Origin of the sequence: Microbacterium sp. PF5 (genome assembly GCF_004794315.1) — a bacterium.
Classification (GTDB): domain Bacteria; phylum Actinomycetota; class Actinomycetes; order Actinomycetales; family Microbacteriaceae; genus Microbacterium; species Microbacterium sufflavum.
Genome location: NZ_SSDQ01000154.1, coordinates 1 through 15,673, shown reverse-complemented (window position 1 = coordinate 15,673; position 15,673 = coordinate 1). Strand labels below are relative to the sequence as shown.

At 71.4% G+C, this 15,673-nt stretch carries 13 protein-coding genes and 1 riboswitch; of the genes, 10 read left to right on the top strand and 3 right to left on the bottom strand.

Annotated elements, in window-relative coordinates; genetic code table 11:
• Positions 1-178: 178 nt before the first annotated feature.
• On the bottom strand, positions 179-1,558 hold the full coding sequence (locus tag DW297_RS15355; RefSeq protein WP_136033970.1) for an MFS transporter: 1,380 nt from the start codon (positions 1,556-1,558) through the stop codon (positions 179-181).
• 125 nt (positions 1,559-1,683) lie between these two features.
• On the opposite strand from DW297_RS15355, the gene DW297_RS15350 reads away from it, so the two are divergent.
• Genes DW297_RS15350 through DW297_RS15315 form a run of 8 tightly spaced genes read left to right on the top strand, consistent with a single transcriptional unit; the run spans position 1,684 to position 10,189 of the window.
• Positions 1,684-3,183, top strand: a complete 1,500-nt coding sequence (locus DW297_RS15350) for a fumarylacetoacetate hydrolase family protein (protein ID WP_136033968.1) — start codon at positions 1,684-1,686, stop codon at positions 3,181-3,183.
• Positions 3,180-3,866, top strand: a complete 687-nt coding sequence (locus DW297_RS15345; protein WP_136033966.1) for a GntR family transcriptional regulator — start codon at positions 3,180-3,182, stop codon at positions 3,864-3,866. Before DW297_RS15350 ends, DW297_RS15345 begins: the two co-directional genes overlap by 4 nt.
• Positions 3,863-5,362: a 5-carboxymethyl-2-hydroxymuconate semialdehyde dehydrogenase gene (hpaE, locus tag DW297_RS15340; protein WP_136033965.1), complete on the top strand. Its 1,500-nt coding sequence runs from the start codon at positions 3,863-3,865 to the stop codon at positions 5,360-5,362. The genes DW297_RS15345 and hpaE overlap by 4 nt, the downstream gene beginning before the upstream one ends.
• A 28-nt stretch (positions 5,363-5,390) precedes the next feature.
• Positions 5,391-6,557 (top strand): 3,4-dihydroxyphenylacetate 2,3-dioxygenase, encoded by a 1,167-nt coding sequence (gene hpaD, locus DW297_RS15335; protein ID WP_136033963.1) that lies wholly within the window; start codon positions 5,391-5,393, stop codon positions 6,555-6,557.
• 9 nt (positions 6,558-6,566) lie between these two features.
• Complete coding sequence (locus tag DW297_RS15330; RefSeq protein WP_136033960.1) at positions 6,567-7,352, top strand: fumarylacetoacetate hydrolase family protein; 786 nt, start codon at positions 6,567-6,569, stop codon at positions 7,350-7,352.
• Positions 7,337-8,137: an HpcH/HpaI aldolase family protein gene (locus DW297_RS15325; RefSeq protein WP_136033959.1), complete on the top strand. Its 801-nt coding sequence runs from the start codon at positions 7,337-7,339 to the stop codon at positions 8,135-8,137. The genes DW297_RS15330 and DW297_RS15325 overlap by 16 nt, the downstream gene beginning before the upstream one ends.
• 59 nt (positions 8,138-8,196) lie before the next feature.
• Positions 8,197-9,447, top strand: coding sequence for an MFS transporter (locus DW297_RS15320; RefSeq protein WP_136033957.1), 1,251 nt, complete (start codon positions 8,197-8,199; stop codon positions 9,445-9,447).
• Between the two features lie 22 nt (positions 9,448-9,469).
• Positions 9,470-10,189: a DUF6882 domain-containing protein gene (locus DW297_RS15315; protein ID WP_136033955.1), complete on the top strand. Its 720-nt coding sequence runs from the start codon at positions 9,470-9,472 to the stop codon at positions 10,187-10,189.
• Between the two features lie 122 nt (positions 10,190-10,311).
• On the opposite strand, the gene DW297_RS15310 is transcribed toward DW297_RS15315, so the two are convergent.
• Both DW297_RS15310 and glyA read right to left on the bottom strand, forming a co-directional pair.
• Entirely contained in the window at positions 10,312-11,190 is an 879-nt protein-coding gene (locus DW297_RS15310) for a bifunctional methylenetetrahydrofolate dehydrogenase/methenyltetrahydrofolate cyclohydrolase (RefSeq protein WP_136033953.1), read from the bottom strand.
• 117 nt (positions 11,191-11,307) lie between these two features.
• The gene (gene glyA, locus DW297_RS15305; protein ID WP_136033951.1) at positions 11,308-12,582 is read right to left on the bottom strand and encodes a serine hydroxymethyltransferase; all 1,275 of its coding nucleotides are present in this window, start codon (positions 12,580-12,582) and stop codon (positions 11,308-11,310) included.
• A gap of 35 nt (positions 12,583-12,617) precedes the next feature.
• Positions 12,618-12,702: riboswitch (ZMP/ZTP riboswitch) on the bottom strand.
• Positions 12,703-12,818: 116 nt separating this feature from the next.
• Between glyA and DW297_RS15300 the strand changes: the two genes are divergently transcribed.
• Both DW297_RS15300 and DW297_RS15295 read left to right on the top strand, forming a co-directional pair.
• Entirely contained in the window at positions 12,819-14,330 is a 1,512-nt protein-coding gene (locus DW297_RS15300; RefSeq protein WP_136033949.1) for a beta-N-acetylhexosaminidase, read from the top strand.
• Positions 14,327-15,499, top strand: a complete 1,173-nt coding sequence (locus DW297_RS15295) for an N-acetylglucosamine-6-phosphate deacetylase (RefSeq protein WP_136033947.1) — start codon at positions 14,327-14,329, stop codon at positions 15,497-15,499. Before DW297_RS15300 ends, DW297_RS15295 begins: the two co-directional genes overlap by 4 nt.
• Positions 15,500-15,673 lie beyond the last annotated feature (174 nt).

Sequence of the window (15,673 nt, the reverse complement as noted above, 5' to 3'; positions counted from 1 at the left end):
CGGACACGCGCGAGAGGGCGCACCGCACCGGACACGCGCGAGAGGGCGCACCGCACCGGGCACGCGCGAGAGGGCGCACCGCACCGGACACGCGCGAGAGGGCGCACCGCACCGGCCATGCGAACGGGCGCCCCGTCGCCGTCCGGCAACGGGGCGCCCGCAGGATCGATCCTCGGCGTCAGGCCTTCGCGAGACCGCGGATCGGGCTGACCGCCTGCTCCTCCTCGTGATCCGGCCCCAGCGGGATGCCGGAGCGGTCGCGCAGCAGGAGCGTCGCGATCAGACCCAGCAGGGTCATGCCCACGAGGTACCAGGTGACGCCCGCGGTCGAACCGGTCTCCGCGACGATCGCGGTGGCGATCAGGGGCGCGAACGCGCCGCCCGCGATGGCCCCGATCGCGTACGAGATCGAGACGCCGGAGAAGCGGATGCTCGCCGGGAACAGCTCGGTGTAGAGCGCGGCCTGCGGACCGTACGTGAAGCCGAGCCCGATCGTGAGGATCGCGAGCCCGGCGAACAGCAGGCCGATCTCGCCGGTGTTCACGAGCGGGAAGAGCGTGAACACGCCGACCAGCTGCAGCACCCAGCCGATGAGGTAGGTGGTGCGACGGCCGAGGCGGTCCGACACCCAGCCCGCCAGCAGCGTCGTGAGCAGCCAGGTGACCGCCGAGCCGGTGACGGCCCACAGCACGGGTCCGCGCTCGAGACCGATCGGGCCCTCCGGGTTGGTGGCGTAGCCCTGGATGTAGCCGCCCGTGGTCATGTAGCCGACCGCGTTGTTGCCGGCGAAGACGAGCGCCGCGATGATCACGAGCAGCGCGTGCTTGCGGAACAGCTGCACGATGGGCATCTTCGCCTTCTCCTTGCGCTCGGCGAGCTCGGCGAAGACCGGGCTCTCCTCCACGCGGCGGCGCACGTAGTAGCCGACGAGGATCAGCACCACGCTGAGCAGGAACGGCACGCGCCAGCCCCACGCGAGGAACTGGTCGCCGGGGGCGATCGCCGTCATGAGCGCCATGACGCCGGAGGCGAGCAGCAGTCCGAGCGGCACACCGATCTGCGGCGAGGCGCCGAAGATGCCGCGCTTCGTGCGCGGGGCGTGCTCGACGGCCATCAGCACTGCGCCGCCCCACTCGCCACCGGCCGAGATGCCCTGCACGATGCGCAGCAGCACGAGCAGGATCGGTGCCATCACGCCGATGGTCTCGTAGGTCGGCAGTACACCGATCAGCGCGGTCGCGGCGCCCATGAGGATGAGCGTCCACATGAGCACGGCCTTGCGCCCGAGCTTGTCGCCGAAGTGGCCGGCGAGGAACGCGCCGAGCGGACGGAACAGGAAGCTGACGCCGACCGTGGCGAAGCCGACCAGGGCGCTGTTGGCGCCGAGCGGCGCGAAGAAGAGCTGTCCGAAGACGAGCCCGACCGCCGTGGCGTAGATGAAGAAGTCGTACCACTCGACGGTGGTCCCGACGACGGTGGCGAACACGACGCGGCGCCGATCGGCCGCTGTCGCGATGGTTCCGGTGGGCGTGAACCCATCCTGTGACTGCCCGCTCATGGGGTGTCTCCTTTGCTTGTGACCGCATTGTCACGGCGTGCGCGGACGTGAATCCGATGTGCTTGCCGAGGGGTGACACGATGATATATGATTTCGGATACGACGCACAACGCGTCCGGCACGACATGCACCGAGCGCGAGGAGGCGCCCCCGTGACGGAACCCATCACCCGCCCCGGCAAGATCATCGCGATCCACCTGAGCTACGCGTCCCGCGCCGACCAGCGCGGCCGCCGCCCCGCCGCTCCCTCCTACTTCTTCAAGCCCGCCAGCTCGGTCGGCGTCTCCGGCGGCACGGTCGAGCGCCCGGCCGGCACCGAGCTGCTCGCCTTCGAGGGCGAGATCGCTCTCGTGATCGGCACCACGGCGCGCCACGTCTCGCTCGCCGATGCGTGGGACCACGTCGGCGCGGTCACCGCGTCGAACGACCTGGGCCTGTACGACCTGCGCGCGAACGACAAGGGCTCCAACGTCCGCTCCAAGGGCGGCGACGGCTACACGCCCCTGGGCCCCGAGCTCATCGACGCCCGCACGGTCGATCCCGCCGCTCTCCGCGTGCGCACCTGGGTCAACGGCGAGCTCCGGCAGGACGACACCACCGCCGGACTGATCTTCCCGCTCCCCCAGCTCGTCGCCGACCTGTCGCAGCACTTCACCCTCGAGCCCGGCGACGTGATCCTCACCGGCACCCCGGCGGGCTCGTCCGTGATCGTGCCGGGCGACGTGGTCGAGGTCGAGGTCGACGCGCCGGACGCGCCCGGCGCTCCGAGCTCCGGCCGCCTGGTGACCACGGTGACGCAGGGCGAGGTGCCGTTCGACGGCGACCTCGGCTCCCTTCCCGCCGTCGACGACCTGCAGCGCACCGAGGCCTGGGGCTCCCGCGAGGAGGCGGGCCTGCCGCCGGAACAGGACACACCCACGCTCACGCCCGAGCTGCGCGCCCAGCTGCTCGAGGCTCCGACCGCCGGGCTGTCGGCTCAGCTGCGCAAGCGCGGCCACCACTCCTGCTTCATCGACGGCGTCTCGGCGAACCTCCCCGGCACCAAGATCGTCGGCACCGCGAAGACGCTGCGCTTCGTGCCGTTCCGCGAAGACCTGTTCCGTTCGCACGGTGGCGGCTACAACGCCCAGAAGCGCGCGTTCGACGCGGTCGCCGAGGGCGAGGTCATCGTGATCGAGGCCCGGGGCGACGCCACCACCGGCACGCTGGGCGACATCCTCGCGCTGCGGGCGCAGAATCGCGGGGCCGCGGGTGTCGTGACCGACGGCGGCGTGCGCGACTTCGACGCGGTCGCCGAGATCGGGCTCCCCGTGTTCTCGCAGGGCGCGCACCCCTCGGTGCTCGGCCGCAAGCACGTGCCGTGGGACGTCGATGTGACCATCTCGTGCGGCGGCGCGACCGTGCAGCCCGGCGACATCATCGTGGGCGACGGCGACGGCGTGATCGTGATCCCGCCGGCTCTGGCGGCCGAGGTCGCCGCCGACGCGATCGCGCAGGAGGTCGAGGACGCCTGGATCGCCGAGCAGGTCGCCGCCGGCCACCCGGTCGACGGCCTCTTCCCGCTGAACGCCGAGTGGCGCGCCCGCTACGAGCAGGCCACCGGGGCCGGGAAGGACCAGCGGTGAGCACGGTCGAGAGCGCGAGCAAGTCGGAGCAGGCGTACGCCTGGATCCGCTCGCGCATCTCCGCACACACCTACGGCCCTGGCTACCGCCTGGTGCTCGGCCCGATCGCCGACGAGCTGGGCATGAGCGTGGTGCCGGTGCGCGAGGCCATCCGCCGACTGGAGGCCGAGGGGCTCGTGACGTTCGAGCGGAACGTGGGCGCCCGGGTGACCCTGGTCGACGAGGGCGAGTACGCCCACACGATGCAGACGCTCGGGCTGGTGGAGGGCGCGGCGACCGCGCTGTCCGCTCCCCTGCTCGACGCCGACGCCCTCGCCGAGGCCGCCGAGGTCAACGACCGCATGGCCCGGCTGCTCGACCACTTCGACCCGCACGCGTTCACGGAGCTGAACCGCCAGTTCCACTCGGTGCTGTTCGAGCCGTGCCCCAACCCGCACCTGCTCGACCTCGTGCACCGCGGCTGGGCCCGGCTGTCCGGCATCCGTGACTCCACGTTCGCCTACGTGCCCGGCCGTGCGCACCACTCCGTGGACGAGCACGCCCAGATCCTCGAGCTGATCCGCGACGGCGCCGAGCCGCTGGAGATCGAGCTCGCCGCCCGCAACCACCGCTGGCGCACGAGGGACGCGTTCCTCGATGCGCTGCACACCCGTTCCGTCCCCGCCGAAGGAGAAGCATCATGACCGACTCCCGCATCCCCGCCGACCTGCCCGACCACATCCAGCACTACATCGACGGCTCCTTCGTCGACTCGGTCGACGGCGACACGTTCGACGTGCTCGACCCGGTGACGAACCAGACCTACACCACGGCCGCCGCCGGCAAGAAGGCCGACATCGACCTCGCCGTCGCCGCCGCCAAGCGCGCGTTCGACGAGGGGCCCTGGCCGCGCATGCTCCCCCGCGAGCGCTCGCGCGTTCTGCACCGCATCGCCGACATCGTCGAGTCGCGCGACGCCCGCCTCGCCGAGCTGGAGTCGTACGACTCGGGTCTGCCGATCACGCAGGCGCTGGGTCAGGCCCGCCGCGCCGCCGAGAACTTCCGCTTCTTCGCCGACCTGATCGTGGCGCAGGCCGACGACGCGTTCAAGGTGCCCGGCAAGCAGATGAACTACGTCAACCGCAAGCCGATCGGCGTCGCCGGGCTCATCACCCCGTGGAACACGCCGTTCATGCTCGAGTCGTGGAAGCTGGGTCCCGCGCTCGCGACCGGCAACACGGTCGTGCTGAAGCCGGCCGAGTTCACGCCGCTGTCCGCCTCGCTGTGGGCGGGCATCTTCGAGGAGGCCGGGCTGCCGCAGGGCGTGTTCAACCTCGTCAACGGCCTGGGTGAAGACGCGGGTGACGCCCTCGTGAAGCACCCCGACGTGCCGCTCATCTCGTTCACGGGCGAGAGCCGCACCGGGCAGATCATCTTCGGCAACGCCGCTCCGTTCCTCAAGGGACTGTCGATGGAGCTCGGCGGCAAGTCGCCCGCCGTGGTGTTCGCCGACGCCGACCTGGAGGCCGCGGTCGACGCGACCATCTTCGGCGTCTTCTCCCTCAACGGCGAGCGCTGCACCGCCGGGTCGCGCATCATCGTCGAGCGGTCGATCTACGACGAGTTCGTGGAGCGCTACGCCGCCCAGGCGAAGCGCGTGAAGGTGGGCTACCCGCACGACCCCGCGACCGAGGTCGGCGCGCTCGTTCACCCCGAGCACTACGACAAGGTGATGAGCTACGTCGAGATCGGCAAGTCCGAGGGGCGTCTGGTCGCCGGTGGCGGCCGCCCCGAGGGCTTCGAGGAGGGCAACTTCGTCGCGCCGACCGTGTTCGCCGATGTCTCCCCCGACGCCCGCATCTTCCAGGAGGAGATCTTCGGCCCGGTGGTCGCCATCACCCCGTTCGACTCCGACGAGGAGGCGCTCGCGCTCGCGAACAACACCAAGTACGGGCTCGCGGCGTACATCTGGACCAACGACCTCAAGCGCGCGCACACGTTCGCGCAGTCGGTCGAGGCGGGCATGGTGTGGCTGAACAGCAACAACGTGCGCGACCTGCGCACCCCGTTCGGCGGGGTGAAGGCGTCGGGCCTCGGCCACGAGGGCGGCTACCGCTCGATCGACTTCTACACCGACCAGCAGAGCGTGCACATCACGCTCGCCTCCACGCCCCACAACCCGACCTTCGGCAAGAACTGACACCCGTCGCACGAGCAAGGACGCTGACATGACCGACAAGACCAAGAAGACGCTGACCTCCTCGGGGTACTACGTGAGCCAGGAGGCTCCGATCGAGTCCGACAACCCCGTCGCGACGCCGAAGAGCACCCCGCCCGACATCCTGCGCTGCGCGTACATGGAGCTCGTGGTGACCGACCTGGCCGCCTCGCGCCAGTTCTACGTCGACATCCTCGGCCTGTACGTGACCGAGGAGGACGACGAGGCCATCTACCTGCGCTCCACCGAGGAGTTCATCCACCACAACCTGGTGCTGCGCCAGGGCCCGATCGCCGCGGTGGCCGCGTTCTCGTACCGGGTGCGTTCGACCGAGGACCTCGACCGCGCCGTGGAGTTCTACACCGAGCTCGGCTGCGACGTGCGCCGCAAGGAGGACGGGTTCGTGAAGGGCATCGGCGACTCCGTGCGCGTGGTCGACCCGCTCGGCTTCCCGTACGAGTTCTTCTTCGCCACCGACCACGTCGAGCGCCTGTCCTGGCGGTACGACCTGCACACCCCGGGTGAGCTCGTTCGACTCGACCACTTCAACCAGGTCACCCCCGACGTGCCGCGCGCCGTGCGCCACTACCAGGACCTCGGCTTCCGCGTGACGGAGGACATCCAGGACGACGAGGGCACCGTGTACGCCGCGTGGATGCGCCGCAAGCCCACCGTGCACGACACCGCCGCGACCGGCGGCGACGGCCCGCGCATGCACCACGTCGCCTTCGCGACGCACGAGAAGCACAACATCCTCGCGATCTGCGACAAGCTCGGCGCGCTCCGCCGCTCCGACGCGATCGAGCGGGGCCCCGGCCGTCACGGCGTCTCGAACGCGTTCTACCTCTACCTGCGCGACCCCGACGGCCACCGCGTCGAGATCTACACGCAGGACTACTACACGGGCGACCCCGACAACCCCGTGGTCACGTGGGACGTGCACGACAACCAGCGCCGCGACTGGTGGGGCACCCCGGTCGTGCCGTCCTGGTACACCGACGCGTCGCTCGTGCTCGACCTCGACGGCAACCCGCAGCCGGTCGTCGCCCGCACGGACTCCAGCGAGATGGCGGTGACGATCGGCGCCGACGGCTTCTCGTACACGCGCGCCGACGAGGGCGAGGGCTCGATGCCCGAGTACAAGCAGGGCGAGTACAAGCTGGGCCACCAGCTCTAGGGGGCACGGATGCTGTCTGAGGAGACGATCGCGCAGATCGCGGCGGAGCTCGCCGAGGCCGACCGCACGCACGGCGTGATCCCGCGCATCACCGCGCGGTATCCGGAGGCCACCGTCGAGGACTCGTACGCGATCCAGGGTGTGTGGCGCGACTCGCAGGTCGCGGCGGGGCGCCGGCTGGTGGGCCGCAAGATCGGGCTGACCTCGAAGGCCATGCAGCAGGCGACGGGCATCACCGAGCCCGACTACGGCGTCATGTTCGACGACACCGTCTACGAGTCCGGCGCCGAGATCCCGACCGCGCACTTCTCGAACGTGCGCATCGAGGTCGAGCTCGCCTTCGTGCTGAAGGAACCCCTGGAGGGTCCGGACTGCACGCTGGACGACGCCCTGGCCGCGATCGACTACGCGGTCCCCGCGCTGGAGGTGCTCAACTCGCACATCGAGCTGGAGGGCCGCACGATCGTCGACACGATCAGCGACAACGCCGCCTACGGGGCGATGGTGCTGGGGACCGTGCGCAAGCGCCCCGATGAGATCGATCTGCGCTGGGTGCCCGGTGTGCTGTCGCGCAACGGCGAGATCGAGGAGACGGGCGTGGCCGCCGGCGTCCTCGGGCACCCCGCCACCGGCGTCGCGTGGCTCGCGAACAAGTTCCACCAGCACGGCGCGCGGCTGGAGCCTGGCGAGATCATCCTGGCAGGATCGTTCACGCGCCCGATGTGGGTGTCGCGCGGCGACGAGGTGCTGTGCGACTACGGACCGATGGGAACCATCACATGCCGCTTCGTCTAGCCCCGTCGTTCCGCGCACAGCTCGCGGAGTCCGACCGGCCGTTCGTGGGGATGTGGGTGTGCTCCGGCAGCCCGCTGCTCGCCGAGGTGGCGGCGGGCTCCGGCCTGGACTGGCTCCTGATCGACATGGAGCACTCCGCCAACACGCTCGAGTCGGTGCTCCTCCAGCTCCAGGCGGTCGCGGCGTACCCGGTCACCCCGCTCGTGCGAGCCCCCTTCAACGATGCGGTCGCGCTGAAGCAGATCCTCGACCTCGGCGCGCAGAATCTGATCGTGCCGATGGTCTCGTCCGCTGAGGAGGCCCGCGCCGCCGTGTCCGCGACCCGCTACCCGCCGGAGGGGGTGCGCGGCGTCGGCAGCGCCCTGGCCCGCAGCGCCCGGTGGAACCGCGTCGAGCGCTACCTGCAGGAGTCGGCGCAGCACACCTCGCTCACGGTGCAGATCGAGACGACCGCGGGGGTGGAGGCCGCGGCCGACATCGCGGCGGTCGACGGCGTCGATGCCGTGTTCGTCGGCCCGTCCGACCTGTCCGCGTCGATGGGGCTGCTCGGCCAGCAGACGCATCCCGACGTGGTCGCCGCGGTGGAGCGGGTGTTCGCGGCCGTGCACGACGCCGGGAAGCCGGTGGGCGTGAACGCGTTCGACCCCGCCGCGGCCGACGCCTACCTCGCGGCGGGCGCGGACTTCGTGGCGGTGGGCGCCGACGTGGCGCTGCTCGCCCGGGCGTCCGAGGCTCTGGCCACGCGCTTCATCGGCACGGACGGCACACCGCGCTCCAGCTACTGACCCGCCGCGCCGCGTGATCCGTGGCAGGATGACTCGGTGCACAGCAGCGAGGCGTCCCGATGATCCGCGGTCTCGCGGCGATGCAGGACCGCAACTTCCGCTGGTTCTTCCTGGCGCGCGCGATCACGATGATCACCGGCTCGATGTCGTCGATCGCGCTGGCCTTCGCGGTGCTGGAGATCGACAACGACGCCCGGTCGCTGTCGATCGTGCTGGCCGCGTTCACCGTCAGCAACATCGTGTTCGTGCTGTTCGGCGGGGTCATCGCCGACCGCCTGCCGCGCGCGCTCATCATCCAGTCCTGCTACGTCGTCGACATCCTGTCGATCGGCGCGATGGCCGCCCTGCTCTTCACCGGCACCGCGACGGTCCCCCTGCTGGCGATCCTGTCGGTGGTCAACGGCGCCTCCACCGCGTTCGTGCTCCCGGCGATGCAGGGAATCATCCCGCAGCTGACCACCCCGGAGCACCTGCAGCAGGCGAACGCGATGCTGTCGTTCGTGCGGTCGGCCGTCACGATCGGCGGACCGGTGATCGCGGGTGTCGTGGTCGCGGCCGCCGGCCCCGCGTGGGCCATGGTGGTGCAGGCTGCGGGCTGGCTGGTCGCGATCCCGGTCCTCGCGCTCGTGAAGCTGCCTCCGCCCGCCGCGGAGGGCGGCACCACGATGTTCCACGACCTGCGGATCGGGTGGCACGAGTTCTGGAGCCGCAGTTGGCTGTGGACCATCGTGCTGGCCTTCATGATCATGAACGCGATCCACGTCGGGGCGTGGGGGGTGGTGGGGCCCTACATCGCGAAGAACGACGACCGGCTCGGCATCACCGGCTGGGGGTGGGTGCTCAGCGCGGAGGGCGTCGGCGTGCTGCTGATGACGCTGCTGCTGATGTGGGTGCCGCTGCGGCGTCCGCTGCGCTACGGGATGATCGGGATGGCCGCGTTCGCGATCCCGCTCACCGTGCTCGGCGTGCATCCCGGGGTGGTGCTGCTGGCGATGGCCGCGTTCCTCGCGGGGGCCGGAGCCGAGGTGTTCGCGACGGGCTGGAACCTCGCGATGATGGAGAACGTGCCCGGCGAGAAGCTCTCGCGCGTCGCCAGCTACGACATGCTGGGCAGCTTCGTGGTGATGCCGATCGGCACGCTCGTGTACGGCTGGCTGATCACCCAGGCCGATCCGGCCACCGTGCTGATCGCGTCCGGCGCGGTGTACGGCACGATCGCCCTCGCGACGCTCGCGGTCCCCAGCGTCTGGCGGATGGGACGGCCGGCGGCAGCGGTCGCCCCGGCCCGCGCCGAGGTGGCGGATTCATAGCAATCACGGGGAGACTGGGGGCATGACCTTCGCCGCCCTCCAGCCGCTCGCCGACCGTGCCGCCCTGTTCACCGCGCTCCGCCAGGACGCCCTCTCCGCGGCTGCCGATGCGCTCGGCGAGCACCGCTGGGATGCCGACCTGACTGCGGGCACGCTCGCGTTCACGGCGAACGCGGATCCCACGCGGCAGCTGGTGACCCGCGCCCACCTGATCGCGACGATCGCCCCGGGGCCGCGCTCGCTGCTGTGGGCGTGGGCGCACCCGCAGGGCGACCCCCAGGGTGTCGCGGCCCAGCTGCGCGCGTACGGCACCGAGCACGGGGTCGCCGAGCTGACCTCCCCCGAGGTGCCGTTCCCGGCCGAGGCCTCGGGCGACGCGGACTGGATCGCGCAGGCGGCGCACACGATCGGCGGGGTCGCGGTCGAGCTGACCGGGCGCTCCCCGTACTACTCCGCGCCGGTCGACGGCGGCACGCGCGCGGTGTTCCTCCTCGACGCACCGCTGGCGCCGCTCACGGTGGCCGACGCCGTGGTCGCGCTCCCCCGCGTGCTCTCCGGCGCGGCGCTGCCCGACGCCCGGACGTCGGTGTGGGACCTCGCCCGTCTGGCCGGCTGGACGCTCACGTGGACCGACGAGGCGTTCTCCGGTGCGACCGTGGTCGACACGAGCGGCACCGCGACGTTCCGTTTCGACGAGCAGGCGCGCATCAGCGGCGTCGAGAGCTCGCTGCACGGTCGCTGAGCCCCGTCTCCTCCCGCCTGCACCGTCTCCTCGCACCGCCTCGTCCCGCCGCGGGATGGAAAAGGCGCCCCTCCCGGCCGGGTGGGGCGCCTTCTCGATCCCGCGGTGACGGGCCGTCGGTGTCAGACCGCGCGCTCGGCGGCTTCGACCACGTTGGTCATGAGCAGCGCCACCGTCATCGGTCCGACGCCGCCGGGGTTGGGCGACAGGTAGCCGGCGACCTCCGCCACATCGGGCGCGACATCGCCGAACACCAGGCTCTTGCCCGTCTCCGGGTCGGTCTCGCGGGTCACGCCCACATCGAGCACGGCGGCGCCCGGCTTCACGTCCTCGGCGCGGATGAGGTGCTTCACGCCCGCGGCGGCCACGATCACGTCGGCCTCCCGAAGGTAGCGCGGCATGTCGACCGTGCCGGTGTGGGTGAGCGTGACGGTGGCGTTGAGGTCGCGGCGGGTCAGCAGCAGCCCGATCGAGCGGCCGATCGTGACGCCGCGGCCGACCACCACCACGTGCTTCCCCTTCAGGTCGTAGTCGTTGCGCAGCAGCAGCTCGATCACCCCGCGCGGCGTGCACGGCAGCGGCGTGTGGATGGGCGCGTTGACGTTGAGCACGAGCCGGCCGAGGTTGGTCGGGTGCAGGCCGTCGGCGTCCTTCGCGGGGTCGATCCGCTCCAGGATGGCGTCGGTGTCGAGGTGCTTCGGCAGCGGGAGCTGCACGATGTAGCCGTGGCAGGCGGGGTCGGCGTTGAGCTCGTCGATCAGCGCCTCGACGTCCTCCTGGGTCGCGTCGGCGGGCAGCTCGCGCTGGATCGAGTTCATGCCGATCGCCTCGGACTGCCGGTGCTTCATGCCGACGTACAGCTGCGAGGCCGGGTCGGCACCGACGAGCACGGTCGCGATGCCCGGCGTGATCCCGCGCTCCTTCAGTGCGGCGACCCGCTCGGTCAGCTCGGCCCGGATCTCGGCCGCGGCGGCCTTCCCGTCCAGGATCTTCGCGGTCATGTGATTCCTCTTCTTCTCTCCCCTCCCGCCGGGTGCAGGGCTTCCCGGCGAGTGCACGCCCCGCTCGCGTGAGCAGGCCGTGCACTCGGCAGGATCCGGTGCGCTCGGCGCGAGGGACTACTGCTGCAGGTCGGGGTAGAGCGGGAAGGCGGCGGCGAGCGCGTCCACACGGGCGCGCAGGGCCTCCACGTCGGCGCCGGGCAGCAGCGCGAGCGCGATGATGTCGGCCACCTCGGTGAACTCCGCGTCGCCGAAGCCGCGCGTCGCGAGCGCCGGGGTGCCGATGCGCAGGCCCGAGGTCACCATCGGCGGACGCGGGTCGTTCGGCACGGCGTTGCGGTTCACGGTGATGTGGATGTCGTGCAGGAGGTCTTCCGCCTGCTTGCCGTCGATCTCCGCGTCGCGCAGGTCGACCAGCACGAGGTGCACGTCGGTGCCGCCGGAGCGCACGGCGATGCCCGCGTCCTGCACGTCCTGCTGCGACAGGCGCTCGGCGATGAGGGCGGCGCCGCGGAGCACGCGCTCCTGCCGCTCCTTGAACTCGGGGGTGCCGGCGAGCTTGAACGCGGTGGCCTTGGCGGCGATCACGTGCATGAGCGGACCGCCCTGCTGGCCCGGGAACACCGCGCTGTTGATCTTCTTGGCGATGTCGGCGTCGTTCGTCAGGATGAAGCCGGAGCGCGGGCCGCCGATCGTCTTGTGCACGGTCGAGGAGACGACGTGCGCGTGCGGGACCGGGTTGGGGTGCAGACCCGCGGCGACGAGGCCGGCGAAGTGCGCCATGTCGACCCACAGCACGGCACCGACCTCGTCGGCGATCGCCCGGAAGGCCGCGAAGTCCATCGTGCGCGGGTACGCCGACCAGCCGGCGATGATCACCTTCGGCTTGTGCTCGAGCGCGAGGCGACGCACCTCGTCCATGTCGATGGTCGAGGTCTCGGGGTTCACGCCGTAGGCGACGATGTCGTACAGGCGGCCGGAGAAGTTGATCTTCATGCCGTGCGTGAGGTGCCCGCCCTGGTCGAGCGAGAGGCCCAGGAGCGTGTCGCCGGGGCGGGCGATCGCGTGCAGCACGGCCGCGTTGGCGGAAGCGCCGGAGTGCGGCTGGACGTTGGCGAACTCGGCACCGAAGAGGCTCTTGGCCCGCTCGATCGCGAGCGACTCGGCGACGTCGACCTCTTCGCACCCGCCGTAGTAGCGGCGGCCCGGGTAGCCCTCGGCGTACTTGTTGGTCAGCACGGAGCCCTGCGACTGCAGCACCGAGACGGGGACGAAGTTCTCCGAGGCGATCATCTCGAGGAAGGTCTGCTGACGCTTCAGCTCGCGGTCGAGGACCTGGGCGATCTCCGGGTCGACCTCGGCGAGCGGGGCGTTGAAGTAACGGTCGGTCATGACGTGCTCCTTTGACGACGGATTCGAGGGGTGTTCGCATCGGCCCAGGCGCGCGGTCGAATTCCGTGGTCAGTCGCTCCCCGGTGGTAGTCCACCCAGACGCCAGTCGCGACGATTACGAGCATAGCGGATCAGCGGAGCGGGACAGCGCGCTGCCGGCGGGTGCCCGACCGGCCACGCAGAATCGTTTCGATTCCGCTGTTCCCCCGGGCGTCCGCGGCCGGTAGGTTTTGTTCATGGTCCTTCCTCTCGAGCTCCCCCTCGTGCCCGCCCCCGCCTCCGCCACCGTCGGCGACGGCCGCCTCGCGATCACCTCCACGTCCCGCATCCAGGGCTCCTCCCCCGCCGCCGCGCAGCTCGCCGCCGCGGTCGAGCGCCGCACCGGCCTGCGGCTGGAAACGGCCGCCGAAGGGCCGGCCGACATCGAGCTGCGCCTCGACAGCGGTGTCGCGGCTGCCGAGGGGTACACGCTGCGGATCGACGACCGCGCGGTGGTCACCGGCGCCGACGAGGCCGGGCTGTTCTACGGCGTCCAGACGCTGCTGCAGCTGCTGCGCGAGGACGCCGGAGGCTGGGCGCTGCCGCACGTGGAGATCGCCGACGCCCCGCGGTTCGCGCGCCGGGGCGTGATGCTCGACGTGGCGCGCCACTTCTTCGGCGTCGACGACGTGAAGCGCTTCATCGACAGCACGAGCGCCCTGAAGTACAACCACCTCCACCTGCACCTGAGCGACGACCAGGGCTGGCGGGTGCACATCGACGCCTGGCCGCTGCTGACCGAGCGTGCGGCCACGACCTCGGTCGACGGTCACCCCGGCGGCTTCTACACGAAGGACGACTACCGCGAGATCGTCGCCTACGCCGCGACGCGGCACATGATCGTGATCCCCGAGATCGACCTGCCGGGACACACGCACGCGATCGGCGTCGCCTATCCGGAGCTCGTCGAGGAGCCGGTGCTGAACGACGCCCTCGTCGCCGACTCCGAGCGGCTCGGGCAGCCGCTCCCGGTCGCCGGCGAGACGTATCTCGGATGGGGCGTCGGCCACTCCAGCGTGCGCATCCACGAGGAGCGCACCTACGACTTCGTGCGCGACGTCGTCCGGGAGCTCGCCGAGATGACGCCCGGTCCGTACATCCACATCGGCGGCGACGAGTCGCTCGGCACCCCGCAGGCCGACTTCGACCTGTTCGCCGAGCGCGCGACGGCGATCGTGGTCGCGGAGGGCAAGACCCCCGTCGCCTGGCACGAGATGGGCTCCGCCGCGAACATCGCCGAGGGGACCGTCGGACAGTACTGGGGCAAGACCACGCCGGAGGGCACGCACGCGGCGGAGGCCGCGCACTTCGTCGAGCGCGGTGGCGCGCTGATCATGTCCGCCGCGAACGTGACCTACCTCGACATGAAGTACACCGAGGACTTCCCGCTGGGGCTCACGTGGGCGGCGATCATCGACGTCCGCTCCGCCTACGAGTGGGAGCCGACCGCGGTGCTCGACGTGCCGGAGTCCGCGATCCTCGGCGTGGAGGCGCCCCTGTGGTCGGAGACCACCCGCACGCTCGACGAGGTCGAGCAGCTGGTGTTCCCCCGCGCGGCGGCCCAGGCCGAGGTCGCGTGGTCCCCGCGCGAGGGTGCCGGTCGGAGCTGGGAGTCGTTCCAGGCGCGGGTCGGACGACTCGCGCCGCTGTGGAAGGCTGAGGGGGTCGATTTCCACCCCGCCGCTGACATCCCCTGGAGCGAACGTTGACCACCCACTCCTCCGCGACCGGCTCGCTGGTTGTCCACTCCGCCCGCATCGTCGACCGCGGTGAGGTCACCGACGACGGATGGGTCCGCATCGAGAACGGCGTCGTCGTCTCGCGCGGCACCGGGTCGGGGTGGGAGTCCGCGGACGAGGTGGTCGACGCGGCGGGAGTCGCAGGTCCCGGCGCCGTGCTGACCCCCGGCTTCATCGACATCCACGGCCACGGCGGCGCCGGTGCCGCGTACGACGACGGCATCGACGCGATCCGGACCGGGCGCGACCTGCACCGCGCGCACGGCACGACCCGCGCCGTCATCTCGCTGGTGACCGGAACGCTGGACGCACTGGCGGAGAGCGTCGCGACCATCGCCGACCTCACCGAGACCGACGTCGACGTGCTCGGCTCGCACCTCGAGGGCCCGTTCCTCGACCCCGGCCACCACGGCGCGCACGAGCCGTCGCTGCTGCGCCACCCCTCCGAGCGGGACGTCGCCCGGCTGCTGGACGCGGGGCGCGGCACCGTGCGCCAGGTGACGATCGCGCCGGAGCTGCCGGGTGGGCTGGACGCCGTGCGGCAGATCGTCGCCTCCGGAGCGGCGGCCGCCGTGGGGCACACCGACGCCGACGCCGACATGGCGATCGCGGCGTTCGAGGCGGGAGCGTCGATCCTCACCCACGCGTTCAACGCGATGAACGGCATCCACCACCGCGCCCCTGGCCCCGTGCTCGCCGCGGCCGCCGATCACCGGGTGATCCTCGAGGCGATCGCGGACGACATCCACCTCGACCCCGCTGTCGTGAAGCTCGTGTTCGACGCGGCGCCGACCAGGGTCGCGCTGATCACCGACGCCATGGCCGCCGCGGGCAGCGCCGACGGGCAGTACGACCTCGGCGCCGTTCGCGTGACGGTCCTCGACGGGGTGGCGCGCGCCGACGACACGGGCTCGATCGCCGGGTCGACGCTCACGCAGGATGTGGCACTGCAGCGCGCCGTACGCGCGGGGGTGCCCCTGACCGAGGCGGTGCGCGCGCTCACCGAGACACCGGCGAGGGCCGTCGGACGGCACACGCGTCTCGGCGCGCTGCGCGCGGGCATGCTCGGTGACGCCGTGCTGCTCGATGCGAGGCTGCGCGTCGCGCTGGTCTGGACGGGCCAGGCACTGTCCGCCTAGAAGGACAGCACTCCGCGCGACGCGCAGCGCTGCGGCCTCCGATCGAACAGGTCGTGACACCCGCCGGACTCCCCAGATCGGCGACTGTCTCTCCCGTAGAGCGGGATGGTGGGCCGCCAGTGCCGGGAGCTGCTGGTGTGGACGCGATTCCACCCCGACGCGGTGCCCGACTGG

What these genes read in the sequence shown, in the direction of transcription:
- DW297_RS15355 (WP_136033970.1), bottom strand. Translation starts at nt 1,558, where the DNA reads ATGAGCGGGCAGTCACAGGATGGGTTCACGCCCACCGGAACCATCGCG.
- DW297_RS15350 (WP_136033968.1), top strand. Translation starts at nt 1,684, where the DNA reads ATGCACCGAGCGCGAGGAGGCGCCCCCGTGACGGAACCCATCACCCGC.
- hpaE (WP_136033965.1), top strand. Translation starts at nt 3,863, where the DNA reads ATGACCGACTCCCGCATCCCCGCCGACCTGCCCGACCACATCCAGCAC.
- hpaD (WP_136033963.1), top strand. Translation starts at nt 5,391, where the DNA reads ATGACCGACAAGACCAAGAAGACGCTGACCTCCTCGGGGTACTACGTG.
- DW297_RS15330 (WP_136033960.1), top strand. Translation starts at nt 6,567, where the DNA reads ATGCTGTCTGAGGAGACGATCGCGCAGATCGCGGCGGAGCTCGCCGAG.
- DW297_RS15325 (WP_136033959.1), top strand. Translation starts at nt 7,337, where the DNA reads ATGCCGCTTCGTCTAGCCCCGTCGTTCCGCGCACAGCTCGCGGAGTCC.
- DW297_RS15320 (WP_136033957.1), top strand. Translation starts at nt 8,197, where the DNA reads ATGATCCGCGGTCTCGCGGCGATGCAGGACCGCAACTTCCGCTGGTTC.
- DW297_RS15315 (WP_136033955.1), top strand. Translation starts at nt 9,470, where the DNA reads ATGACCTTCGCCGCCCTCCAGCCGCTCGCCGACCGTGCCGCCCTGTTC.
- DW297_RS15310 (WP_136033953.1), bottom strand. Translation starts at nt 11,190, where the DNA reads ATGACCGCGAAGATCCTGGACGGGAAGGCCGCCGCGGCCGAGATCCGG.
- glyA (WP_136033951.1), bottom strand. Translation starts at nt 12,582, where the DNA reads ATGACCGACCGTTACTTCAACGCCCCGCTCGCCGAGGTCGACCCGGAG.
- DW297_RS15300 (WP_136033949.1), top strand. Translation starts at nt 12,819, where the DNA reads ATGGTCCTTCCTCTCGAGCTCCCCCTCGTGCCCGCCCCCGCCTCCGCC.